Consider the following 17,952-nt stretch of genomic DNA (forward strand, 5'->3'; position numbering starts at 1 on the left):
AAAGCCCAGGTCCAGATCGTAGTCAACGGCGGTGCCAGCCCCGCAGCTTGGTGGGGTTGAGGGTGATCCAGAGGACAGCGACACGCGCGCCGACCTGCTCGACCGCGACCACCGCCACGGCGTGTCCGGCGCGGCGGAGCGCCAGCCCGGCACGGCCGTTGACGGACTCGACGGTCAGCTCGGTGCCCGGCCGCCCGCACAGCAGCACGGCGACGAGCCGCGCCACCTCCTCCGCGCCGTGGACCGGCCGCCGGGGTGCGGGCACCACGCCGCCGCCGTCGCACACGGCGACGGCGGCGGCGTCCAGGGCGGCCCGGAGCGCGACGACGTCGCCTACCCGGCAGGCATCGGCGAACCCGCGCACGACATCCTCATGCGGCTCGCGCATACTCGCGCCGGGCACCCTGCTCCGTTTCGCCACCGGTCACGAACGCCTCCCGCGGCTCCTGCACCGCGGCCAGCGAGACGATGTCGCGGCCGAACACCGCGGCGGTCAGCCAGATCGCCAGCACCCGGACCTTCCGCTCCCAGCTCGGCACGGCCAGCACGTGGTACCCCCGGTGCATCAGCCAGGCCGGCAGCCCCTTGATCACGATGCGGCGGTACTGGAAGATGCCCCGGCCGAGGCCGAGCGTGGCGACCGTGCCGAGGCTGTGGTGCAGGTAAGGCTTGGTCTTGCGCCCGCGGAGGCTGGCCACGATGTTTCTGGCCAGGAGCTTGCCCTGCCGCACGGCGTGCTGGGCGTTCGGCACCGTGGCGACGCCGGGCCGGCCCGCGGCCAGGTCCGGCACGGCCGCGTCGTCACCCGCGCCCCAGGCGTCCGGCACCGGGTCGCTCTCGGTGCCGACCCGCAGGTCGGCCCGCACCGTCAGCATCCCGCGCTCGTCGATGGGCAGGTCGGTGTGGCTGCGCACCATCGGGTTGGCGGCGTTGCCGACGGTCCAGACGATCAGGTCGGAGTCGAACTCCACGCCGGTCGAGAGCACCACGTGGCCGTCGCGCGCGGAGACGACCTGGGCGTTGAGGTGCACCTGTCCCCCGCGCTTCTCCAGCGACCGCACTACCCACCGGCCGGGCTCGTCGGTGACCTCGGGAAGGATCCGGTCCCGCGCCTCCACCAGGTGGAACCGCAGCTCGGCCGGGTCCACCTCGGGGTACCTGCGCAGCAGCGACCTCGCCAGGGACAGCAGCTCGCCGAAGCCCTCGACGCCGGAGAAACCACCGCCCACGAACGTCACGGTGAGCAACTTTCGGCGCAGCGGCCCCGGCTCGAGCGTCGCGGCCCGGTCGAAGGCGGTCAGCAGCCGGTCGCGGATCGCCACCGCCTCCTCCACGTGCTTCATGCCGATCGCCTGCTCCGCCACGCCGGGAACGGCCAGCTTGCGGGTGACCGCGCCGGCGGTGACGACGATGATGTCGTAGCCGAGCGCGAACTCGGGACCGTCGGCCGGCCGCACGGTGGCGGTCCGGTGCGCGTGGTCGACGGCCACGACGGTACCCGTGACGAGCTTGGTCTTGTGGAGGTGGCGGCGCAGCGACACCGCGGCGTGCCGGGCCTCGACCGACCCGGCCAGCACCTCCGGGAGGAAAGGCTGGTAGGTCATGTAGGGCCTCGGGTCGACCACGATGACCCGCGCCTCGTCCCGCCGGAGCTTCTTCTCCAACTTCCACGCCGTGTAGAAGCCGGCGTATCCGCCACCGACCACCAGGATCGTCCGCATCTCGTCCTCACTTCTCTCGTGTCACCAGCTATGACCGGACAGCACGCTGGTTTGTGACACGGGAGCGGTCAGGCCGGCAGGGACACCCCCGCGATCTTGGTCGGGTTGAACATCCACATCACCTGGTCGATGCCGTCGGCGGACGCGTTGACGGTGAGGACCGCGAACACCTTGCCGTCGCGGCGCAGCACGGCGGAGGTCTGCCCGTTGGTGCTCGCCCACTCGACATCGACGCCGATCCAGAACCAGCCCGCGACGGCGGTGACGAACTTCGCCACCCGCCCGACGCCGACCACCGGGCGCCGGGACACGCGCGCCGCGCCATCGCCGTCCGAGTAGCTCGTCACGTCCGCCGCGAACAGCCGTTCCAACCCGCTCATGTCGCCGGTGCGGGCGGCCTCGACGAACGAGGTGAGCAACTCCCGTTGGGCCGCGGCCGTGGCGGGGGCGCGCTTTTCGCCGGCCATGTGTTTGCGGGCCCGGCTGACCAGCTGGCGTACCGCCGGCTCGGTGGCCTGGAGGATGTCGGCGATCTGGGCGTACGGGTAGTCGAACGCCTCACGCAGCACGTAGGCGGCGCGCTCGTTGGGGGTGAGCCGCTCCATCAGCAGCAGGGCGGCGAACTCCAGGGCCTCCCCGCGCTCGGCGCCGAGGTAGGGGTCGGCGCTGGTGTCGACCGGCTCGGGCAGCCACGGGCCGATGTACGTCTCGCGGCGTACGCGGGCCGACTGGAGCGCGTTGATGGCCAGCCGGGTCGTGGTGGTGGCCAGGAACGCGGCCGGGTTGACCACCGCGTCACGGTCGGTCGCCTGCCACCGCAGCCAGACGTCCTGCACGACGTCTTCGGCCTCGGCGACGCTGCTGAGCATCCGGTACGCGATGCCGAACAAGCGCGGCCGCAGGCTGGTGAAGACGGCTGCCGCCTCGTCCAGATCCGCCACGCGACCAAGATTACTGGCCGCGCCCCGCTCAACCGGCGCCGTGCGCTTGATCTCTCACCGCGCCGAGCCGCAGGTGCGAGAGCACGACCGGGTCGATCCGGCCCGGCACGAGTCGCTCCTCCAGGTTTTCCACGCCGGCCCACGCGGCGAGCGCGGCGTCCAGGCCGTCGCCGCCCGGTGGGTGGCCGGTGGCGGCCAGCAGCGCGGCGACCTCCTCGGCGAGCGGGCCGTCGAGGTCGAGCAGGTCCGCCGGATCGGACCGCCCGAACAGCAGGCCGTGGATGTCGAGCAGCCGGCGCAACTCCGCGACCGGGTCCGGGTGGTCGTCGACCCGCAGGTCGATCAGGACGTCGCTGCCGCCGCCGTACCCGCCACCCTTGGTGACCACGAGCAGCGCGGCGCTCTGCCGCCCGCGCCGGTCGCCGCCGGCCCGGTCCCCGGCGCCCAGCGCGGCGACGAGCCGGGCCGGGAAGGGCTCGGCGGCGGCGCCGAGCCACGCGTCCCGCATCGCGTCGACCACCTCCGGGCCCACGAGGATGTTGCCCTGCGCCGCCCATCCGGGCCCGGCCGCACCGCCCGCCCAGTCGTGGCATCCGCCGCCGGTGAAGGTCGCGCCGTCCCCCTCGGCACCGACCACCCCGACCTGCCGCTGCGCCCGCCCCGGGTCCGCGGCGACGAGCCCGGCGACCACGTCGGCGGCCGCCACCCCGGTGCGCAGCAGGGCGAGGCCTTGCGGGCGGTACGCGAGGTTGGCGTACGCCTGGGTGGCGAGCGCGCCGACCTCGGCCTCGGCGGCCGGCACGACGGCGCCGACCGCGAGGAACTTGCTCGCCACGGCCACCCCGTGCGTCCGCCCGTCGTCGGAGCGGGCAACGATCGAGAACGTCACCCTCGCGAGGCTAGCTAACGGCGTGGGCCCAGGCTACGGCGACAGATCGTGGTATTTGGGTGCCCCTATGGGGGCGGTTGCGTACCACGATCGTTGGGGCTTGGCGCGCGGGGCTGGCAGCGCGGGCCGGGGATTTCGGCTCGCCCCGCGAGCCGCCGGCCCGCGCGGTCTCCGGCGGGAGCGGCGGCCCGCCGCTGACGCGGACCCGGGACAAAAGACGACGACGCACGCCCGATCGTTGATCGGTCTGGACCACCGCGGACATCACAAAGGGCGACGGCCCCCTCGCCGGCTTGGGCGAGAGGGCCGTCACCGGCGCGGGGAGCTGCCTAGATCGGCTGCGGCTCCGCGTAGAGGAAGTCGTCCATCACGACGACGTCCCAGCTACCCCCGTCGTTGTTGCTCGCGCCGAGCGGGCGGTTGCCGGTGGTGATCCGGACCTCGTAGATGTCGGCGTCCGTCTTCACGCCGAGGAACGACAGGCTCTTGTTGGCCTGCTGCCCCTTCGGCACGTTCTGCCACCAGATCAGGCCGCCCCACTGGTCGTACAGCTCGATCTTCGTGCTGTTGGCCAGGTCGACGTCGGTGAAGACCGCACCGAACCCCTTCACCGTCGCCGGCCAGGTGCTGCCGGGCTGGAAGAAGTTGATCCGCATCTGGTTGGTACCCACCGGAGTGAAGAGCCGCTCCGGGCTGAACGTGCCGAAGATGTTCGGGTACTGCGGGTTGATGTTCCCGAAGCGCACCGGCGTGTTGGTCGGGTTGGCGCTGTCCGCGCTGACCTGGAACTTGTTGTTGCCGCTGGCGAAGACCGCACCCCGCGGGACTGTCGTGTTGAAGAAGTCCCGCGGCAGCGCGTTGGGCGACGACTGCGCGTCCGGCGTGCCGTCCCAGTTGATCTCCCGGCGACCGGCGGGCTGGCTGCCCAGGGTGCTGCCGTTGTTGGGGTCGCCGAGCAGGGTGCGGTAGAGGTTGACGGTCGGCGCGAGACCCGCGGCGTCGGCGGCCGTACCCTCGATCTTGGTCACCGCGGCGGACGCCGGCGGCGCCAGCGCCACGACCCCGACCGACGCGGCCGCGGCGGTGGCGGCTGCCAGCCCGAGGATGCGCCGGCGGAGTACACGGGTGTTCTGTCGCATGGAGATGTTCCCCCCGAAAGTTTGGACGTGCCCGGACTGTCCAGGCCGGTAAAGCCTCGGCCAGCGGTGCTGGGTGAGGTGCGGGGTGCCGCGGGGGGAAACGCTGGAGACGCTGGTCAGGGCCGTGGATACGCAGCGGCGATAAACCGACAAATCCATTGACCCCCGACGCTGGCCGCGCCGATGCTGGGCGGACGCCCCTCAGCCGCCGAGCGCGTGAGAGGAATCGTGCCCGTCCAGACGCAAGCAGACCGGCCATCGGTGAGCGACGGCGCGGCCGCGCCGCTGACCCGCTTCGTCGGCCGGGTCAACGAGGTCGCGTCCCTGACCCGGCTGCTGGACGAGGTCCGGCTGGTGACGCTGATCGGGCCGGGCGGCAGCGGCAAGACAAGGCTGGCCCGCGCCGTGTGTGACCGGCTGCGCGCCAGCCAGCCGGGACTGTCCTGGGTGGAGCTCGCCGAGCTCGACGCACCGGCGCTGCTGGCGCAGACCGTCGCGACAGCCGTCGGTGTGAGCGACGCGCCGAACCTCGCGCCGGACCGCGCGCTGGTCCGCCACTTCCAGGAGCGCGCGGCCGTGCTCGTGCTCGACAACTGCGAGCACCTGATCGACGCGGCCGCCGGGCTGGTCGGGCGCCTGCTCCGGGCCTGTCCGGGACTGCGCGTGCTGGCCACCAGCCGCGAGCCGCTCGCCGTCGCGGGCGAGACGACCTGGGCGGTCGGCGGGCTGTCGCTGCCGTCCGCCGGCGAGGCCGTGTCGGCGGCCGACCTGGCCGGCAGCGAGGCGGTGCAGCTGTTCGTGGACCGCGCCCGCCTGGTCCACCCGACGTTCGACGTCACCGACCGCAACGCCGGGACGATCGCCCAGCTCTGCCGCGGGCTCGACGGGATGCCGCTGGCGCTGGAGCTGGCCGCGGCCCGGCTGCGGGTCCTGCCGCTCCAGCAGGTCGTCGACCGGCTCGACGACGCGTTCAGCCTCCTGGTGACGAGCGTGCGGGACGCCTCGCCGCGCCACCAGACCATGCGGGCGACGCTCGACTGGAGCTACCACCTGCTGCCCCCGCCGGAACAGGCGCTGTTCGCCACGCTGTCGGTGTTCCGCGGCGGCTTCACCGCCCAGGCCGCCGAGGCGGTCGCCGCCCCGGCCGAACGCGGCCAGGCGTTCGAGCTGCTCGCCCGGCTCGTCGAGAAATCGCTGGTACAGGTGCACAGCGAGGGCGGCGACGAGCGCTACCGGCTGCTCGACGTCGTCCGCCAGTACGCCGAGCAGCGGCTGGACCCCGGCGGGCCCGGCGCCGCCGGTCGGCACGCGGCCTGGTACCTCCAGGTCGCGGAGCGGGCCGACGCGCTGCTCGCCACCGACGACCAGGCTCTCTGGCTCGACCGGCTGCACCGCGATCAGGACAACCTGCGGGCGGCGCTGGTCTGGGCCCGGCGGCACGATCCGCCGCTCGGCGTCCGCCTCGCCGCCGCCCTCGGCCGGTACTGCCGGGTCCGCGGCAACTACGCCGAGGGGCACGAGTGGCTCCAGGCCGCCGTCGCCGCGGTCGACGACCGCACACCCCCGGCGGTACAGGCCAAGGCCCTGCTCGGTCTGGGGATGCTCGAGTTCCTGCTGTGCGAGTACGACCGCGCGGCGGCGCGCCTGCGGCGGGCACTCGACCTCTACGACCCGGCCGAGGAGCCACGCGTCGTCGCCTCGGCGCTCCAGGTGCTCGGCAGCATCGCCCGCGAGCAGGGACAGTACGCGGCCGCGCGGGCCCGGCACGAGGAGTGCCTCGCGACGTGGCGGAGGCTGGACGACCCGGCCGGCGTCGCCCGCTCGCTCAAGTCGCTGGGCTTTACGGCCTGGCTGGAGGCGGACTACGCGCGCGCCCACCGGCTCACCAGCGAGGCCCTGCGCGGTTTTCGCGACCTCGGCGACGGCGAGGGCATCGTCGGCGCGCTGGTCGACCTCGGCGCGACCACCTACCGCCAAGGCGATCACGCGAAGGCCCGGCTGCTGCTGCGGGAGAGCCTGGCCCTCTCCGAGCGGCTCGGCTCCCGCGAGGGCACGGCCTGGTCGATGGAGCAGCTGGGTCTGCTCGCCGCCGCGGAAGCCGACCATCCCACGGCGGTCCGCCTGCTGCGCGGCAGCCTCGTCGCCCACTACGAGCTCGGCGACCGGTGCCGCACCGCCAGCGTGCTGGAGGAGCTGGCCGGCGAGCTGGCCCGCGGACCGGACGCTCGCACGGCGGCACGCCTGTTCGCCGCGGCGACGGAGCTGCGCGCCGCCATCGGCACGCCGGTACCCCCGTGCGACCACGACGACCACGAACGCCGGCGCCGCGCGATCGAGGCCGCCGGCGGACCGTCCATAGTGGAGACCGCCGCAGTGGCCGGGCAGGCGATGCCCTTCGACCAGGCGGTCGCGGAGGCCGTGGCGGCGGCCGACGAGCTCCTGCGCGCCCCCGCCCGCACGGCACCGGCCGCGCCCTTCGGGCTGCGGGTCCACGCGCTCGGCCGGGCCCGCGTCGAGGTGGGCGGCCGCACGCTGTCGAGCGAAGACTGGACGTACGGCAAGCCGCGCGAGCTGTTCTACCACCTGCTGACCCGGCCCGGCGCCACCAAGGCCGAGGTCGGCCTCGCGCTGTGGCCGGACGCCTCCGCGAAGGAGCTGCGCAACAGCTTCCACACCGGCATGAAGCACCTGCGCCGCGCCCTCGGTGACCACCGGTGGGTCCGCTTCGTCGACGGCGGCTACCTCATCGACCGCACGGGCGGCCTCTGGTACGACGTCGACGAGTTCGAACGGGCCGCGGACCAGGCCCTGACCGCCGGCACCATCCCGGCACTCACCGCCGCGGCCGGCCGCTACCCCGGCGACTTCCTCGTCGACCTGGCCGTGGGCGGCTGGGCCGACGCCCGCCGCGAGCGGCTACGCCGCCGTTTCGAGCAGGTGATGCTCACCCTCGGCAGCCTTCAGGGCCAGGACCGCCGGTACGTGGACGCGGCCGAGACCTTCGCCCGGCTGGTGGCGCACGACCCGTTTCTGGAGGCCGCGCACCGCGGCCTGATGCGCTGCCATGTGGCCCTGGGCAACCGGGCCCGCGCCATCCGGCAGTACCAGGAACTCGTCGAGCTGCTCGACACCGGCCTCGGCACGGCGCCCGCCCCGGAAACCGCGGCTCTGTACGCGAAACTCCGCGCGCCCGTGCCCTCCGCCCGCTGAGCCATGAGTCACAGGCACGATCCTGCTCCACGTCCGACTCACGTCACAACGAGACGTCGAATCACTGACGGCCATAACGATGTCAGTCAAGGCGGACATCGACTCCGTCGTCAAGACGATCGGTCGCCACTGGCCGGGATCGATAATCGAGTGATCGACACTCCAGCACGGCGGCGGCCCGGTCAAGGGCGGAAGCTGGCCCGGTACTCCGTGGGTGTGCGCCCCGTCAGCTCGCGAAACGCGGCGTTGAAGGCCGACAGCGAGCCGTAACCAACCGAGAACGCGACCTTCGTGACCGGGGTGTCCCCCGCCGCCAGCTCCTCGATCGCGCGCAACACCCGCATACGGCGCAGCACCGCGCGCCACGTCATGCCGGTCTCGTCCTCGAAGCGCCGGGCCAGCGACCGCGGCGTGAGGCCGACATCGTCCGCCACGTCTTCGAACCGGACCTCGCCGTCGAGGCGCTCCTCCGTGATCCGCAACGCCTGGCGCAGCTCCGGCGACCGCCCCGACGGCACCACGACCGGGCTCGGCCGCTCGGCGAGCCGCCAAGTGACCGCGGCGAGCGCCGCGAACAGCGTCCTGCCATAGGCCGGCAGCGGGGCGTCTGACTGGCCCCACGCGCCGCACTCGGTCAGCAGCGCGCGGGCCAGCGGGCTGAGATCGAAAACGGTGAGCGGTGCCGGCGGCGCCGGCGTGAAGCCGGTGTCGAACAGCGCCGACGCGGTCGTGACCGGTTGCGGGATGCTCACCTGGATCGGGCGGCCCGCCTCGATCAGCGCGGCGCGGGCCGGTGGCAGCAGCCAGGCCTGGCCCTCCGCCGCCAGCCGCAGGGCACCGGCGGAGGCGCAGAGCAGATAGTGGCGGTCCACGCGTAGCTCGCGAGCGGGCTCCGGCGGAAACGTCCGCACGAAGCTGTACGCCTCCCGAGTCATCGAACGATCGTAGGGGCGGTCAGCGCACCGTCTCCAGCAGCTCGGCCTGGAAACGCCGGCTCACCGGTGCGCCGACCATGAGCGGTCGGATCGCCTCGCCCGAGCGCCTGAACGCGTCCGAGCCCACGTAAGCGGCGAACGACGCCTCGTCGTCCCACTCGTGCACGATGGTGACCGCTGTCTCGTCGTCGCGTGAGGCGTAGACGCGGAAGGCGACGTTGCCCGGCATGGCGCGCACGGCGTCACGCTCGCCGTCGAGCTGGGCCAGGGCGGTGGGGCGGTCGGTGGCCGCGGTCTTGAAGTCGACGATCGCGATAAGCAAAAGGAACCTCCTGGATCGGAACGGATACCCCGATCCTCACCCACCGCTCGCCGGCCGGCCTCCGTGAGCCGGACGCGTTTGCGCTCCCAGCGGACAGGCGCCCTACGAAGGGCAGACGTGGCCGTCGTGGAGCTGCTCCGCCCCGACGGCGGAGCTTGCCTATCTGGGCGAGCGGACGACGGCCTCCGCGATCCGCAGGGCGGCCTGGGCGGGCGTGAGGTGCGTGGTGTCGACGACCTCGGCCTCGCGGTGCAGCCAGGTGCGGGCCGCCTCGGCGTAGGGCTCAAGGTATTTGAGGCGAAACGCGGAGGGGACGGGATGTTCTCCCTCGATGCGCCTGCGAAGGGTGTCTTGGTCGGCGTGGAGGACGAAGTGCCTTACCGGGATGGCATGTTCGTCGAGGCCCGCGCTGATCTCGCGCCAGTACTGCTCGACCAGGACCGTCATGGGCATCACCAGAGTGCCGCCGGCGTAGTCGAGTACGCGGCGGGCGGTATCGACGACGAGTTGGCGCCACGGTGGCCAGTGCTGGAAGTTGTCCGTCCGGGGTAGTCCAGGCGTGATGTCCATGAGTGTCTCGCCGACCTTCTCGGCGTCGAACACCCGTGAGTCCGGGATCAGTCGCTGCACGAGGGCACTGGTTGTCGTCTTACCCGCGCCATGGGTGCCGTTGATCCATACGATCATGGGACCCGATGCTAGCGCCGCGGGCCGCGGAAGCGCGCACCGCGAGCCAGCGGAGCGGCCACAAGCACGCAAGGCCGGAGTGGAGCCGCCGCTATGCGAAGCGGTGGCGCCCGGCAGTACACCGGGCGCCACCAGAGGGGAGTGTCAGGCTCCGTACGGCGCGTCGACCTCCATTGTCGACGGTGCGCCGTCGACCGTGCCGGTGGCCTTGACGGTCACGGTGCCGGCCGGCACCGTCGCGCGCCGGGTGTTGAACGACTGGTAGGCGGATTTGCCCGGGGCGACGTCGGGCACCGTCCGCGAGCCGTAGGGGGTGGCGATCTCGATGGTGAGTGGCACGTCGTCGGCGTTGCGCACGCTGACCGACAGGTAGGTGTTGCCGCCGATGACCTGCGTGCGGACCTGTACCTCGACGGCCCACGTCGCCGGCGGCCGGAGCTCCCGGTCCGCCTGGGCGGCGCGGGAGACGACGAGGTCCTTCTCGGCCGCGGTGAAGACACCCGCCGCCACGAACGCCTCGGCGGTGTGGGTGACCGCCGCGACGAAGGCACCGTGGGTGGCGAACGGCGCGTGGTCCCACACCAGGTCGAGGAACGTCGGACCGTCGGTGCCGGGCGACGGGATGCCCGTCACTGGTACGTCGTAGCGTGGCAGGCCGTCGTCGCGCTTGCGGTTGGGCACGCCGGTGTCGATGGAGCCGAACACGATCGCCGGCTCGACCCGCCGGAAGTACGACGAGACGGGTTGCGTGTCGCTGATGTAGTACGGCCGCACGGTGAACCCCTGCGCCGTGAAGACCGGGTCGCCCGCCGCCGTGGTGCTCGCGAGCGTGACCGCCGCCCGGGAGTAGTCGCCGTCGCGCTTGAGGTGGCGGTAGAGGGTCAGCTCGCGGAAGTTGCCGCCGCCCGGGTTTCCGACGATCTGGAGCAGCACCGGCCCCCAGAAGACGGCCTGGGTGTCGGGGCGGTCGAGCGCCCGCTCGATCCTGATGCTGAACGGCATCCGGACCTCGATAGTGTCGCCGGCCTCCCAGGTGCGGCTCAGCGTCAGGTAGGTGCCCGGCTCGGCGTCGACGGCCTGCGCGACGCCGTTGACCGTGACCGAAAAGCCCTTCTCCACCCAGCCCGGCACGCGCAGCTTGATGTCGAGCGGCCCGTCGCCGTCGATCGTCAGCTTCGTGCGGTCCTCCCGGGGGTACGACGTCTGCTGGGTCACCGTGAAGCCCTTTTCGGCCCAGGTGAGCGTCGACGGCGCGTAGAGGTTGACCCACAGCGTGCTGCCGTCGGCCGACTTGAGGTAGATCGTCTCCTGGTACTTGGTGTGGTTTTCCAGGCCGGTGCCGCCGCAGCAGGTGCCGGTGTTGCCGTAGCTGCGGGCGGTGCCGGGCGTCAGCGGCTGGAAGTAGGTGAGCTGCGGGTCGCTGGTGCTCGTGGTGTCCGCCCGCGACCCGGTGATCATGTTGAGCAGGCCACGCTCGTAGTAGTCCATGTACGCCGGGTCGTGCTCGTGCAGGAAGAGCTCGCGCGCCAGCTTGAGCAGGTTGTACGTCGTGCACGTCTCCGCGCCGCCCTGCGCGATCGCGTTGGCGATGTTGTCGCGGTTTTGGAACAGCTCGACGTTGTTGTTGGAGCCCGGGTAGTTGCCGCCCGTCCCGCCGCTGGCGAACATCCGATGTGGAACGACCATGCCGTAGAAGTTCTTGGCGGCCGCGAGGTACTCCTGGTCGCCGGTGTGCTCGAAGATGCGCATGTAGCCGATGAACTGCGGCACGTGCGTGTTGGCGTGCAGGCGCTCGGGGCGGCGCCGGCCGGGCCGGTTTTGCGGGGTGACCACGAGGATGTCGCGGTTTTCCACGCAGGCGCCGAAGAGCGACTCCCGGTTGTCGAAGCACTTGGCGGTCTCCAGGTGCTTCGCCTCGCCGGTGAGCGCGTAGATCTCGGGGAAGACCTCGTTGGCACCGCCGAACTCGCCGGCGATGTAGAGGTCCCACATGTAGTTGAGGTTGTCGCGGGTGATGGGGCCGGTGTAGTCGGGGTGGTTCTTGTCGCCGACAGTCAGCGCGAGGTGGGCCCAGTCGGCCATCTTGACGACGACGTCGCGGGCCAGCGTGTTGCCGGTGTGGTAGTAGGCGTCGAGCAGGCCGCGCATGATCTTGTGCTGGGTGTACCAGGGCGCCCACGTGTTGGTGTCCGCGTTGCCGCCGTAGACCGCCCAGCGCGGCGGGCCGAGCCGCAGCACCGCGTCTTCCGGGATCGCGCCGACGTATCCGGGGTGGGTCGGCACCCAGTCGGCCGCCCCGCCCTCGCGGGCCGCCACGACGCCGCCGTCGCGGCCGTTGGGCGAGGCGTCCTTGAGGGTGGTGCCGCCCTCTTCGTCGAACCGGTACCAGGCGATGCTCCCGCCGGTGGTGCTGCCCGCCGGGGAGTCCTGCATGGACAGCAGCTCCTGCTGACTGAGCGCCCGGTCGAAGATGTGAAACTCGTCGATGGTCGCGTCGAGGAACGGGTCGCCGTACTGCGACCGCCCGATCCACCGGTTGCCCGGGTTGCCCAGGCTCGACGGGTTGAGCGTCATGCTCGTGTTGGTGCCCACCGGCTGACCGTCGACCCACAGCGTGCCGGTGGTCTGCGACAGCGTGACGGCCAGGTGCACCCACTGGTTGGTCGGCAGCGCGGCGGTGCCGTTGATCCGCTGCTCCTGGCCCGATCCGCCGACGGTGATGGCGAAGCGGGGCACGTTGCCGGTCACGCCGGCCCGCGGGGTGAGGAACATGTTGACCGTGGTGTTCTGTCCGAAGTCGAACAACCGGGTCCAGCTCTGCGTGGACGCCAGGTTGACCCAGGTCGCGATCGTGAAGTCGGTGAGCTGGTTGATCGCCTCCTGGGGCAGCGTCACGTACTGCGCCTTGCTCGGCCCGTTGAGGCGCAGCGCGCTGCCGTAGCGGCCCGGCACCCGCTCGATCACCGGCTCCGGCGGCTCCTCACCGCCCGGCCCGCCGCCGTCCATCCGGGCGGTGATCGCGGCCTGGCAGGCGGCGAGCTCGGTGACCATCCAGTCGAGCTTGCCCTTGAAGACGGCCTCGCCCTGGTCGGCGTACGCCTGCGCGAGCGCCGTCATGTAGTGGCCGGCCCAGTGACCGCTCAGTAGCCCGCCGTCTTCCCAGCCGCCCGGCACCGACACGCCCGCCGGGTTGGGCCGGCCGGCCTGGTTGTTGAACAGGACCAGGAAGCGGCGCTCGTCGTAGGACCGGAGGAAGTTCTTGACGCGGTCACGCTTTTCCTGGAGCAGACCGCTGCCGAGCCGCACCTGCGCCAGCGAGAAAGGGCGGACCGGCGCGGTGCCGCCCGGACCGGGATCGGCGGCCAGCGCGAACGCCGCGCCCGCGGCGGGCGCCGCCTCGGCGGCGGACACCCCCAACATGCTAGTGCCGGCCACCGCTCCCGCGCCGAGAGCGGATGCCTGAAGAAGTTGACGTCGGTTGAATCTGACCTCGTCCAATGAAGGTCCTTCCGCGCGACGGATGCCCGGTCTCCGAAAACCTTTTCGGGAATGGTGGCAGTGTGTTACGTCCATGTCAACAGTTGACCTTGGGACGCCAATCTGAGCAGGGGCATTGCCACCCGAGCGACTGGACCTCTGCGCCGAAAAGTTTTCGGTGCCTAGGCGTACACGGCGCGCACGGCGTCGACGAACTGCTGCCCGCGCGCCGAGGCCGGGCCGTCCTTCGCCGGAAACAGCTCGGTGCGCAGGCCGTAGGTCAGCTCCAGCTGCACGCCGGCCCCGTCGGCGTCCTTGTTGACGAAGTTGTCCGGCGACGTGCCGGCGATGTCGGCCGGCGCGGGCCGCACGACCGTGAAACCGGCCGCCCGCAACGCGGTGGCGAGCGCGACGCCGGTCTCGGTGTCCCGTCCTCCGATGTAGACGACGCTGCCCGCCTTGGACGTGCCGTGTACCGACAGCGCGTGGGTCCGCTGTCCGATCAGGATCAGGCACTCCTCGACGTCCCAGTGCTCGCTCGTCACATGCAGCCGCGGATAGTTCTGCCCCGCGGGCAGCTTGCCCTTGAACTGGCACTGGGTGTGCTCGCTGCCCGCGATCGCACTCGCGATCTCACTGGTGCGCGGCTCGATCGACCCGCCGTGCGGCGCGACCACGACGAGCGGCGAGTCGGTGACCGTCCACGTTAGATCGAACGCGACCCCCTCCTGCTCCACCTTGCGCAGCGCGGTCATCGACGGGTACTCCGCGACGGTGCCCGGCGTGGCGACCGCCTGCCGCACCGGCGGGCGGCCCGCCTGCGCGCCGCCGTATCCGATCAGGAGCACGAGCGATCCGGCGATGGTGCCGAGGACCAGGCGCGTGAGTCGGTCCATTGTGGTCTCCTCACGAGGTGACAGGGTTGGCGCGCAGGCCGCCCTCGGCGCCCGTCCAGGGGCCGGTGGCGGGGCCGGGCAGGTCGGAGCGGGCGATCGACAGGACGGCCGAACCGGTCGCCGCCGGGCGGTCGTCGCGGGTGACGAACGCGAGCAGGCCACCGTCGAGCAGGAGCATGCCGTCGACGCCGCCGCGCCCCGGCAGAGCGAGGTGGGTGGTGACGGTCAGGTCCGGCGCCGCCGACTGGAGGCGCCCGTCGCGGAGGAAAGCGACGCGGCCGTCGGCGGCCAGCACCGGCCCGACGGTGTAGTAGCCGGGCAGGACCGGGCCGTCGGTCATCGTGCCGTCGGGATGCAGCAGCCGGAGGCGGCACCGCGAAGGCGTGCTGTTTTCCAGCTCTACGACGCGGATCACGCCGTCGGTGCCGACCAGCGCCCGCCCGTGGCTCGGCCACTCGGCCACGACCGCGCCGTCGCCGTCGAGCAGCCGCGTGCCGAACGCGCCGTATCCCTGCTCCCCGACCAGGAAGCGCCCGCTCCCGGCGATGGCGCGGTCACCGGACGGCGCCGGCGCGGTGCTCCACAGTAGACGGCCGGTGTGCAGGTCGACGCAGAAGCTGACGCCCAGCCCGCCGGCGACCTCGAAGAACGTGGCCAGCACCCGGTCACCGCTGACCAGCACCGGCTCCCACCGGGTCGTGCGGAACGTCTCGGCCTTGTACGCGGATATCGGGCGGGGCTGCCAGCCGGTGGCCACGCCCACCTCGGTGATCCCCGGGTACGCCATGTCGGGCGCCGGCAGGTCGGTGACCCAGCGGCGGCGGCCGCGGTCGTCGAGCAGCTCCAGCCGGGCGGGCGCGGCCCCCGGGGCGTTGCTCCCCCACACGACGAGCGCGCCGCCGGCGAGCAGCACGAACGCGTCGATGGCACGGTCGCTGTGCCCACCGTCGAGAGTGAACCGGCGGCCCGACTCGCCGCCCGGAAGTGTCTCCTCGAGCACCGCGCCGCCGCCGACCCAGACCCCGCCGTCATCGGCGACCCGCGGGCCGCGGTGGCCGTCGACCGGACGCGCCCAGAGCAGCCGGCCCGCCAGGTCGACCGCACACAGGCGCGTGCCCTCGGCACCGCCGGTGACGGCGTAGACCGGCCCGCCCGGCCCGGCCGCGGCGATCGATCCGGGCTGGCCCGGCAGCTCGACGGACTCGACCGCCCAGTCGCTGACCGCGTCGCTCATCGCCTGCATACTAGCGGCCGTCGATGGCAGCTCCACCTTCTCGGCCCGAAACCCGATTCATCGAGATTTGGGCTACCGCGACGTCCGCCGTGGTCCCGACCGCTGCTCCCGCGGCCTCACCCGTCCGCTGCCGGTCACGGTCACCCTTTGCGGCCTCCGGCCCGTCGCGGGGCCATATCGGTGGTCGCGCCGGGCCCATGGGCCGGATTGGATTTGCGAACCCGCGGAGGGTGAGGCCGCGGGAGCAGCGGTCCGGACCCAATGCCACCCACCCTAAGTCGATCAAGGGGCTGACCTGGACATTCCGGGGCGCGCGGGTGACAGGACCGGCAAGCGCCCACGGCCCCCCATGGATTTCCCGCCCGCACAGGCTGGGCCGGCCTCGCCGGCCACCGTCTGTGACGCAGCGTCGGCGGGCTCGGTTGAGAAACGTCAAGATCTAGGAGAGTTAGGGTTGAAATAGCGCCCTAACTCTCCGAGATCCCCCTAGATCCCGAATCTTGGGCCGCGTGTACGGCGGCGACGGTTACTCAGGGCTACGAAGCTCCTGCTTCAAGGCTCCCGCCGCCTGGTCGGCGACAGGCATCGTGGACAAACATCCCGGACCGCGGGCCGCGCATCCGCACAGGCAAAGCGTGACCGCGACCAAACGCGAGGGTGAGCCGCAAGCAACAGCGGACGGGTGAGGCCGGCGGGAGCAGCGGTCTGGACCACGACGGACATCGCGGTAGCTCACATCTCTCGAATCGGGCCCTTGACGCCGCGCACGCCGAAGCCGCCGGCGGGCCGGACCCAACCGGGGCGTGGGGTGCCGGGGTATACCGGGGTATGAGACCGCCGATCCCGATTGCCCGGTTGGCAGCCGACCAGCCGGCCGACGCGGGTGAGTTCACCGAGTGGGTGCGGCCGCACCTGCCGGCGATGGCCCGGTTGGCGGCGCGCCTCGCGCCGCGGGCCGATCGGGACGACGTGGTGCAGGAGGCGCTGGCGCGGGCCTGGACGAAGCGGCGCAGCTACCGTCCAGACCGGGGTTCGCCGGCGACCTGGCTCCTCGCGATCACCGCGGACCAGGCGGCGAAGGCGCGGCGGCGGGCGGACTCGGTCGGCCGGATCGCGGCCGCGCTCGCCTCGCTGCGCGGGACGAAGGTCGAGGCCAACACCGGGCAGGTCGACCTGGAACGCGCGCTGGCGCAGCTGACCGCCCGGCAGCGGCTCGCGATCGACTGCGTGTACTTCGTCGGGCTGACCGTGGCCGAGACCGCCGCGTTGATGCGCTGCTCGCCGGGCACGGTGAAGTCGACGCTCTTCGACGCCCGGGCCCGGCTGCGGGTGCTGCTGGCGGTGACGGGATGAGGAGGCACCGGTGAACGAGGACGTCGACCAGATCCTCACCGACGCGGCGGAGCGCTGGCAGGCCGCGCAGCCGCCCCCGCCCGAGCCGGACCAGGCCCGGTGGGCCACCGAGCGGACGTCGCTGTGGCGGCCGCGCGCGGCGCGGTTCCTCACGGTCGGGGTGGTGGCCGCGGCGGTCGCGGCGACCATCGTCGGCAGCATGGCGCTCTGGCCCGAGGCGGCCGGCGGGCCCGAGCAGGTCCCGGGGTCGACCACCGCGGCGCCCACCGGCAGGCCCGATCCGGCCACGCTGGTAGTCCGGGACGGCGACGTGGTGGAGGCGGCGGGCGAGGTCGAGGTCGACGAGGGGAAGCCAGTCCGGTTCTGCCCGCCCGCCGTGCGGGCGCTGCCGGTGCGGGCGCTGCCGGCGCCATGCCCGTTCGCACTCACCGCGACGGGTGTCGACCTCGACCGGCTGGCCAACCGGAAGGTCGGCGCCGAGGGCCGGCTCAGCGGATGGGCACGCCTGCGGGGTGTCTACCGCGCCGGCACGTTGGCGGTGACCGAGCAGTGGGCGGAGCTCCCGGAGAACAAGCCGCCGCGGCGCCCCACACCGGCGGCGTGCCAGCCACCGTCCGGGGGCTGGCGCACCGGAGACCGCGCGAACTCGGACCGGCTCGGGCAGTTCGTCAGCCGCCACCGCGATCGCTTCTCCGGACTCGACATCACGCATCCCGCCGGTGCTCCCGCATCGACCATGGTGATAGTCGTCGGCGTCGTGGGCGAGGATCCGGCGACGGTCCAGGCGGAGTTGGCCCGGCTCTACGACGGAAACGTCTGCGTCGTGGCCGCGCGAAACACCCTCGCCACGCTGGACCGGGTCAGGTGGGCCGCGGCCGACGTGATGGGCGACCGGCGGTCGACCATCCACTCCGTCATGACCGGCGACGACGACGCCGGCGACGCCCGGGTCGCCGTCGGAATGGTGCGGCTCGACGCCGCCACCTACGACAGGCTCCGCCCGATCGGCTTCGACCGGCTCAGCCTGAACCCGTGGCTGAGGCCGGTCCGCTAGGACCGTTCCTCACCGCCGTCACCGGGGTGGCCGCCGGCCACCCGCTCGGTGCCGTCGCCTTGACCAACAGATCGAGGGACGTCAAAATGATGCT

The 17,952-nt window shown here is 72.5% G+C and carries 14 protein-coding genes; 3 read left to right on the forward strand and 11 right to left on the reverse strand.

Annotated elements, in window-relative coordinates; genetic code table 11:
* Positions 1–22: 22 nt before the first annotated feature.
* The 5 genes from AC5L36_RS07430 to AC5L36_RS07450 all read right to left on the reverse strand — a co-directional run bounded on the left by AC5L36_RS07430 (position 23) and on the right by AC5L36_RS07450 (position 4,690).
* Entirely contained in the window at positions 23–388 is a 366-nt protein-coding gene (locus tag AC5L36_RS07430) for a sigma-70 family RNA polymerase sigma factor family protein (RefSeq protein WP_441220940.1), read from the reverse strand.
* Positions 372–1,721 carry an NAD(P)/FAD-dependent oxidoreductase gene (locus AC5L36_RS07435; protein ID WP_441220942.1) on the reverse strand — a complete coding sequence of 450 codons (1,350 nt, stop codon included), beginning with the start codon at positions 1,719–1,721 and terminating at the stop codon, positions 372–374. Before AC5L36_RS07435 ends, AC5L36_RS07430 begins: the two co-directional genes overlap by 17 nt.
* 68 nt (positions 1,722–1,789) lie before the next feature.
* Positions 1,790–2,662, reverse strand: coding sequence for an RNA polymerase sigma-70 factor (locus AC5L36_RS07440; protein WP_441220944.1), 873 nt, complete (start codon positions 2,660–2,662; stop codon positions 1,790–1,792).
* A 28-nt stretch (positions 2,663–2,690) separates the two neighbouring features.
* Positions 2,691–3,551 carry a DUF1028 domain-containing protein gene (locus AC5L36_RS07445; RefSeq protein WP_441220946.1) on the reverse strand — a complete coding sequence of 287 codons (861 nt, stop codon included), beginning with the start codon at positions 3,549–3,551 and terminating at the stop codon, positions 2,691–2,693.
* Positions 3,552–3,880: 329 nt separating this feature from the next.
* Positions 3,881–4,690, reverse strand: a complete 810-nt coding sequence (locus AC5L36_RS07450) for a hypothetical protein (protein ID WP_441220948.1) — start codon at positions 4,688–4,690, stop codon at positions 3,881–3,883.
* Positions 4,691–4,951: 261 nt separating this feature from the next.
* Here AC5L36_RS07450 and AC5L36_RS07455 point away from each other — a divergent pair, with 261 nt between their 5' ends.
* Positions 4,952–7,900 (forward strand): tetratricopeptide repeat protein, encoded by a 2,949-nt coding sequence (locus tag AC5L36_RS07455; protein ID WP_441220949.1) that lies wholly within the window; start codon positions 4,952–4,954, stop codon positions 7,898–7,900.
* A 182-nt stretch (positions 7,901–8,082) separates the two neighbouring features.
* Here the strand turns inward: AC5L36_RS07455 and AC5L36_RS07460 are convergent, their stop codons facing one another.
* From AC5L36_RS07460 to AC5L36_RS07485, 6 genes are all read right to left on the reverse strand, one after another.
* Entirely contained in the window at positions 8,083–8,835 is a 753-nt protein-coding gene (locus AC5L36_RS07460) for a helix-turn-helix transcriptional regulator (RefSeq protein ID WP_441220951.1), read from the reverse strand.
* 19 nt (positions 8,836–8,854) lie between these two features.
* Complete coding sequence (locus AC5L36_RS07465; RefSeq protein WP_441220953.1) at positions 8,855–9,157, reverse strand: putative quinol monooxygenase; 303 nt, start codon at positions 9,155–9,157, stop codon at positions 8,855–8,857.
* 159 nt (positions 9,158–9,316) lie between these two features.
* The gene (locus AC5L36_RS07470; protein ID WP_441220955.1) at positions 9,317–9,844 is read right to left on the reverse strand and encodes an AAA family ATPase; all 528 of its coding nucleotides are present in this window, start codon (positions 9,842–9,844) and stop codon (positions 9,317–9,319) included.
* Positions 9,845–9,988: 144 nt separating this feature from the next.
* The gene (locus tag AC5L36_RS07475) at positions 9,989–13,255 is read right to left on the reverse strand and encodes a beta-L-arabinofuranosidase domain-containing protein (protein WP_441220957.1); all 3,267 of its coding nucleotides are present in this window, start codon (positions 13,253–13,255) and stop codon (positions 9,989–9,991) included.
* 248 nt (positions 13,256–13,503) lie between these two features.
* Complete coding sequence (locus tag AC5L36_RS07480) at positions 13,504–14,217, reverse strand: poly-gamma-glutamate hydrolase family protein (RefSeq protein WP_441220959.1); 714 nt, start codon at positions 14,215–14,217, stop codon at positions 13,504–13,506.
* Positions 14,218–14,227: 10 nt separating this feature from the next.
* Positions 14,228–15,451, reverse strand: a complete 1,224-nt coding sequence (locus AC5L36_RS07485) for a hypothetical protein (RefSeq protein ID WP_441220961.1) — start codon at positions 15,449–15,451, stop codon at positions 14,228–14,230.
* A gap of 855 nt (positions 15,452–16,306) precedes the next feature.
* Here AC5L36_RS07485 and AC5L36_RS07490 point away from each other — a divergent pair.
* The gene (locus AC5L36_RS07490; protein ID WP_441220962.1) at positions 16,307–16,804 is read left to right on the forward strand and encodes an RNA polymerase sigma factor; all 498 of its coding nucleotides are present in this window, start codon (positions 16,307–16,309) and stop codon (positions 16,802–16,804) included.
* Between the two features lie 10 nt (positions 16,805–16,814).
* Positions 16,815–17,858: a hypothetical protein gene (locus tag AC5L36_RS07495; RefSeq protein WP_441220964.1), complete on the forward strand. Its 1,044-nt coding sequence runs from the start codon at positions 16,815–16,817 to the stop codon at positions 17,856–17,858.
* Positions 17,859–17,952: the final 94 nt, after the last annotated feature.

This window comes from Phytohabitans sp. LZ39 (genome assembly GCF_059359075.1).

Excerpts from the sequence above, each read along its gene's own strand:
- AC5L36_RS07485 (WP_441220961.1), bottom strand. The coding sequence starts at position 15,451 with ATGAGCGACGCGGTCAGCGACTGGGCGGTCGAGTCCGTCGAGCTGCCG.
- AC5L36_RS07430 (WP_441220940.1), bottom strand. The coding sequence starts at position 388 with ATGCGCGAGCCGCATGAGGATGTCGTGCGCGGGTTCGCCGATGCCTGC.
- AC5L36_RS07460 (WP_441220951.1), bottom strand. The coding sequence starts at position 8,835 with ATGACTCGGGAGGCGTACAGCTTCGTGCGGACGTTTCCGCCGGAGCCC.
- AC5L36_RS07450 (WP_441220948.1), bottom strand. The coding sequence starts at position 4,690 with ATGCGACAGAACACCCGTGTACTCCGCCGGCGCATCCTCGGGCTGGCA.
- AC5L36_RS07480 (WP_441220959.1), bottom strand. The coding sequence starts at position 14,217 with ATGGACCGACTCACGCGCCTGGTCCTCGGCACCATCGCCGGATCGCTC.
- AC5L36_RS07435 (WP_441220942.1), bottom strand. The coding sequence starts at position 1,721 with ATGCGGACGATCCTGGTGGTCGGTGGCGGATACGCCGGCTTCTACACG.
- AC5L36_RS07470 (WP_441220955.1), bottom strand. The coding sequence starts at position 9,844 with ATGATCGTATGGATCAACGGCACCCATGGCGCGGGTAAGACGACAACC.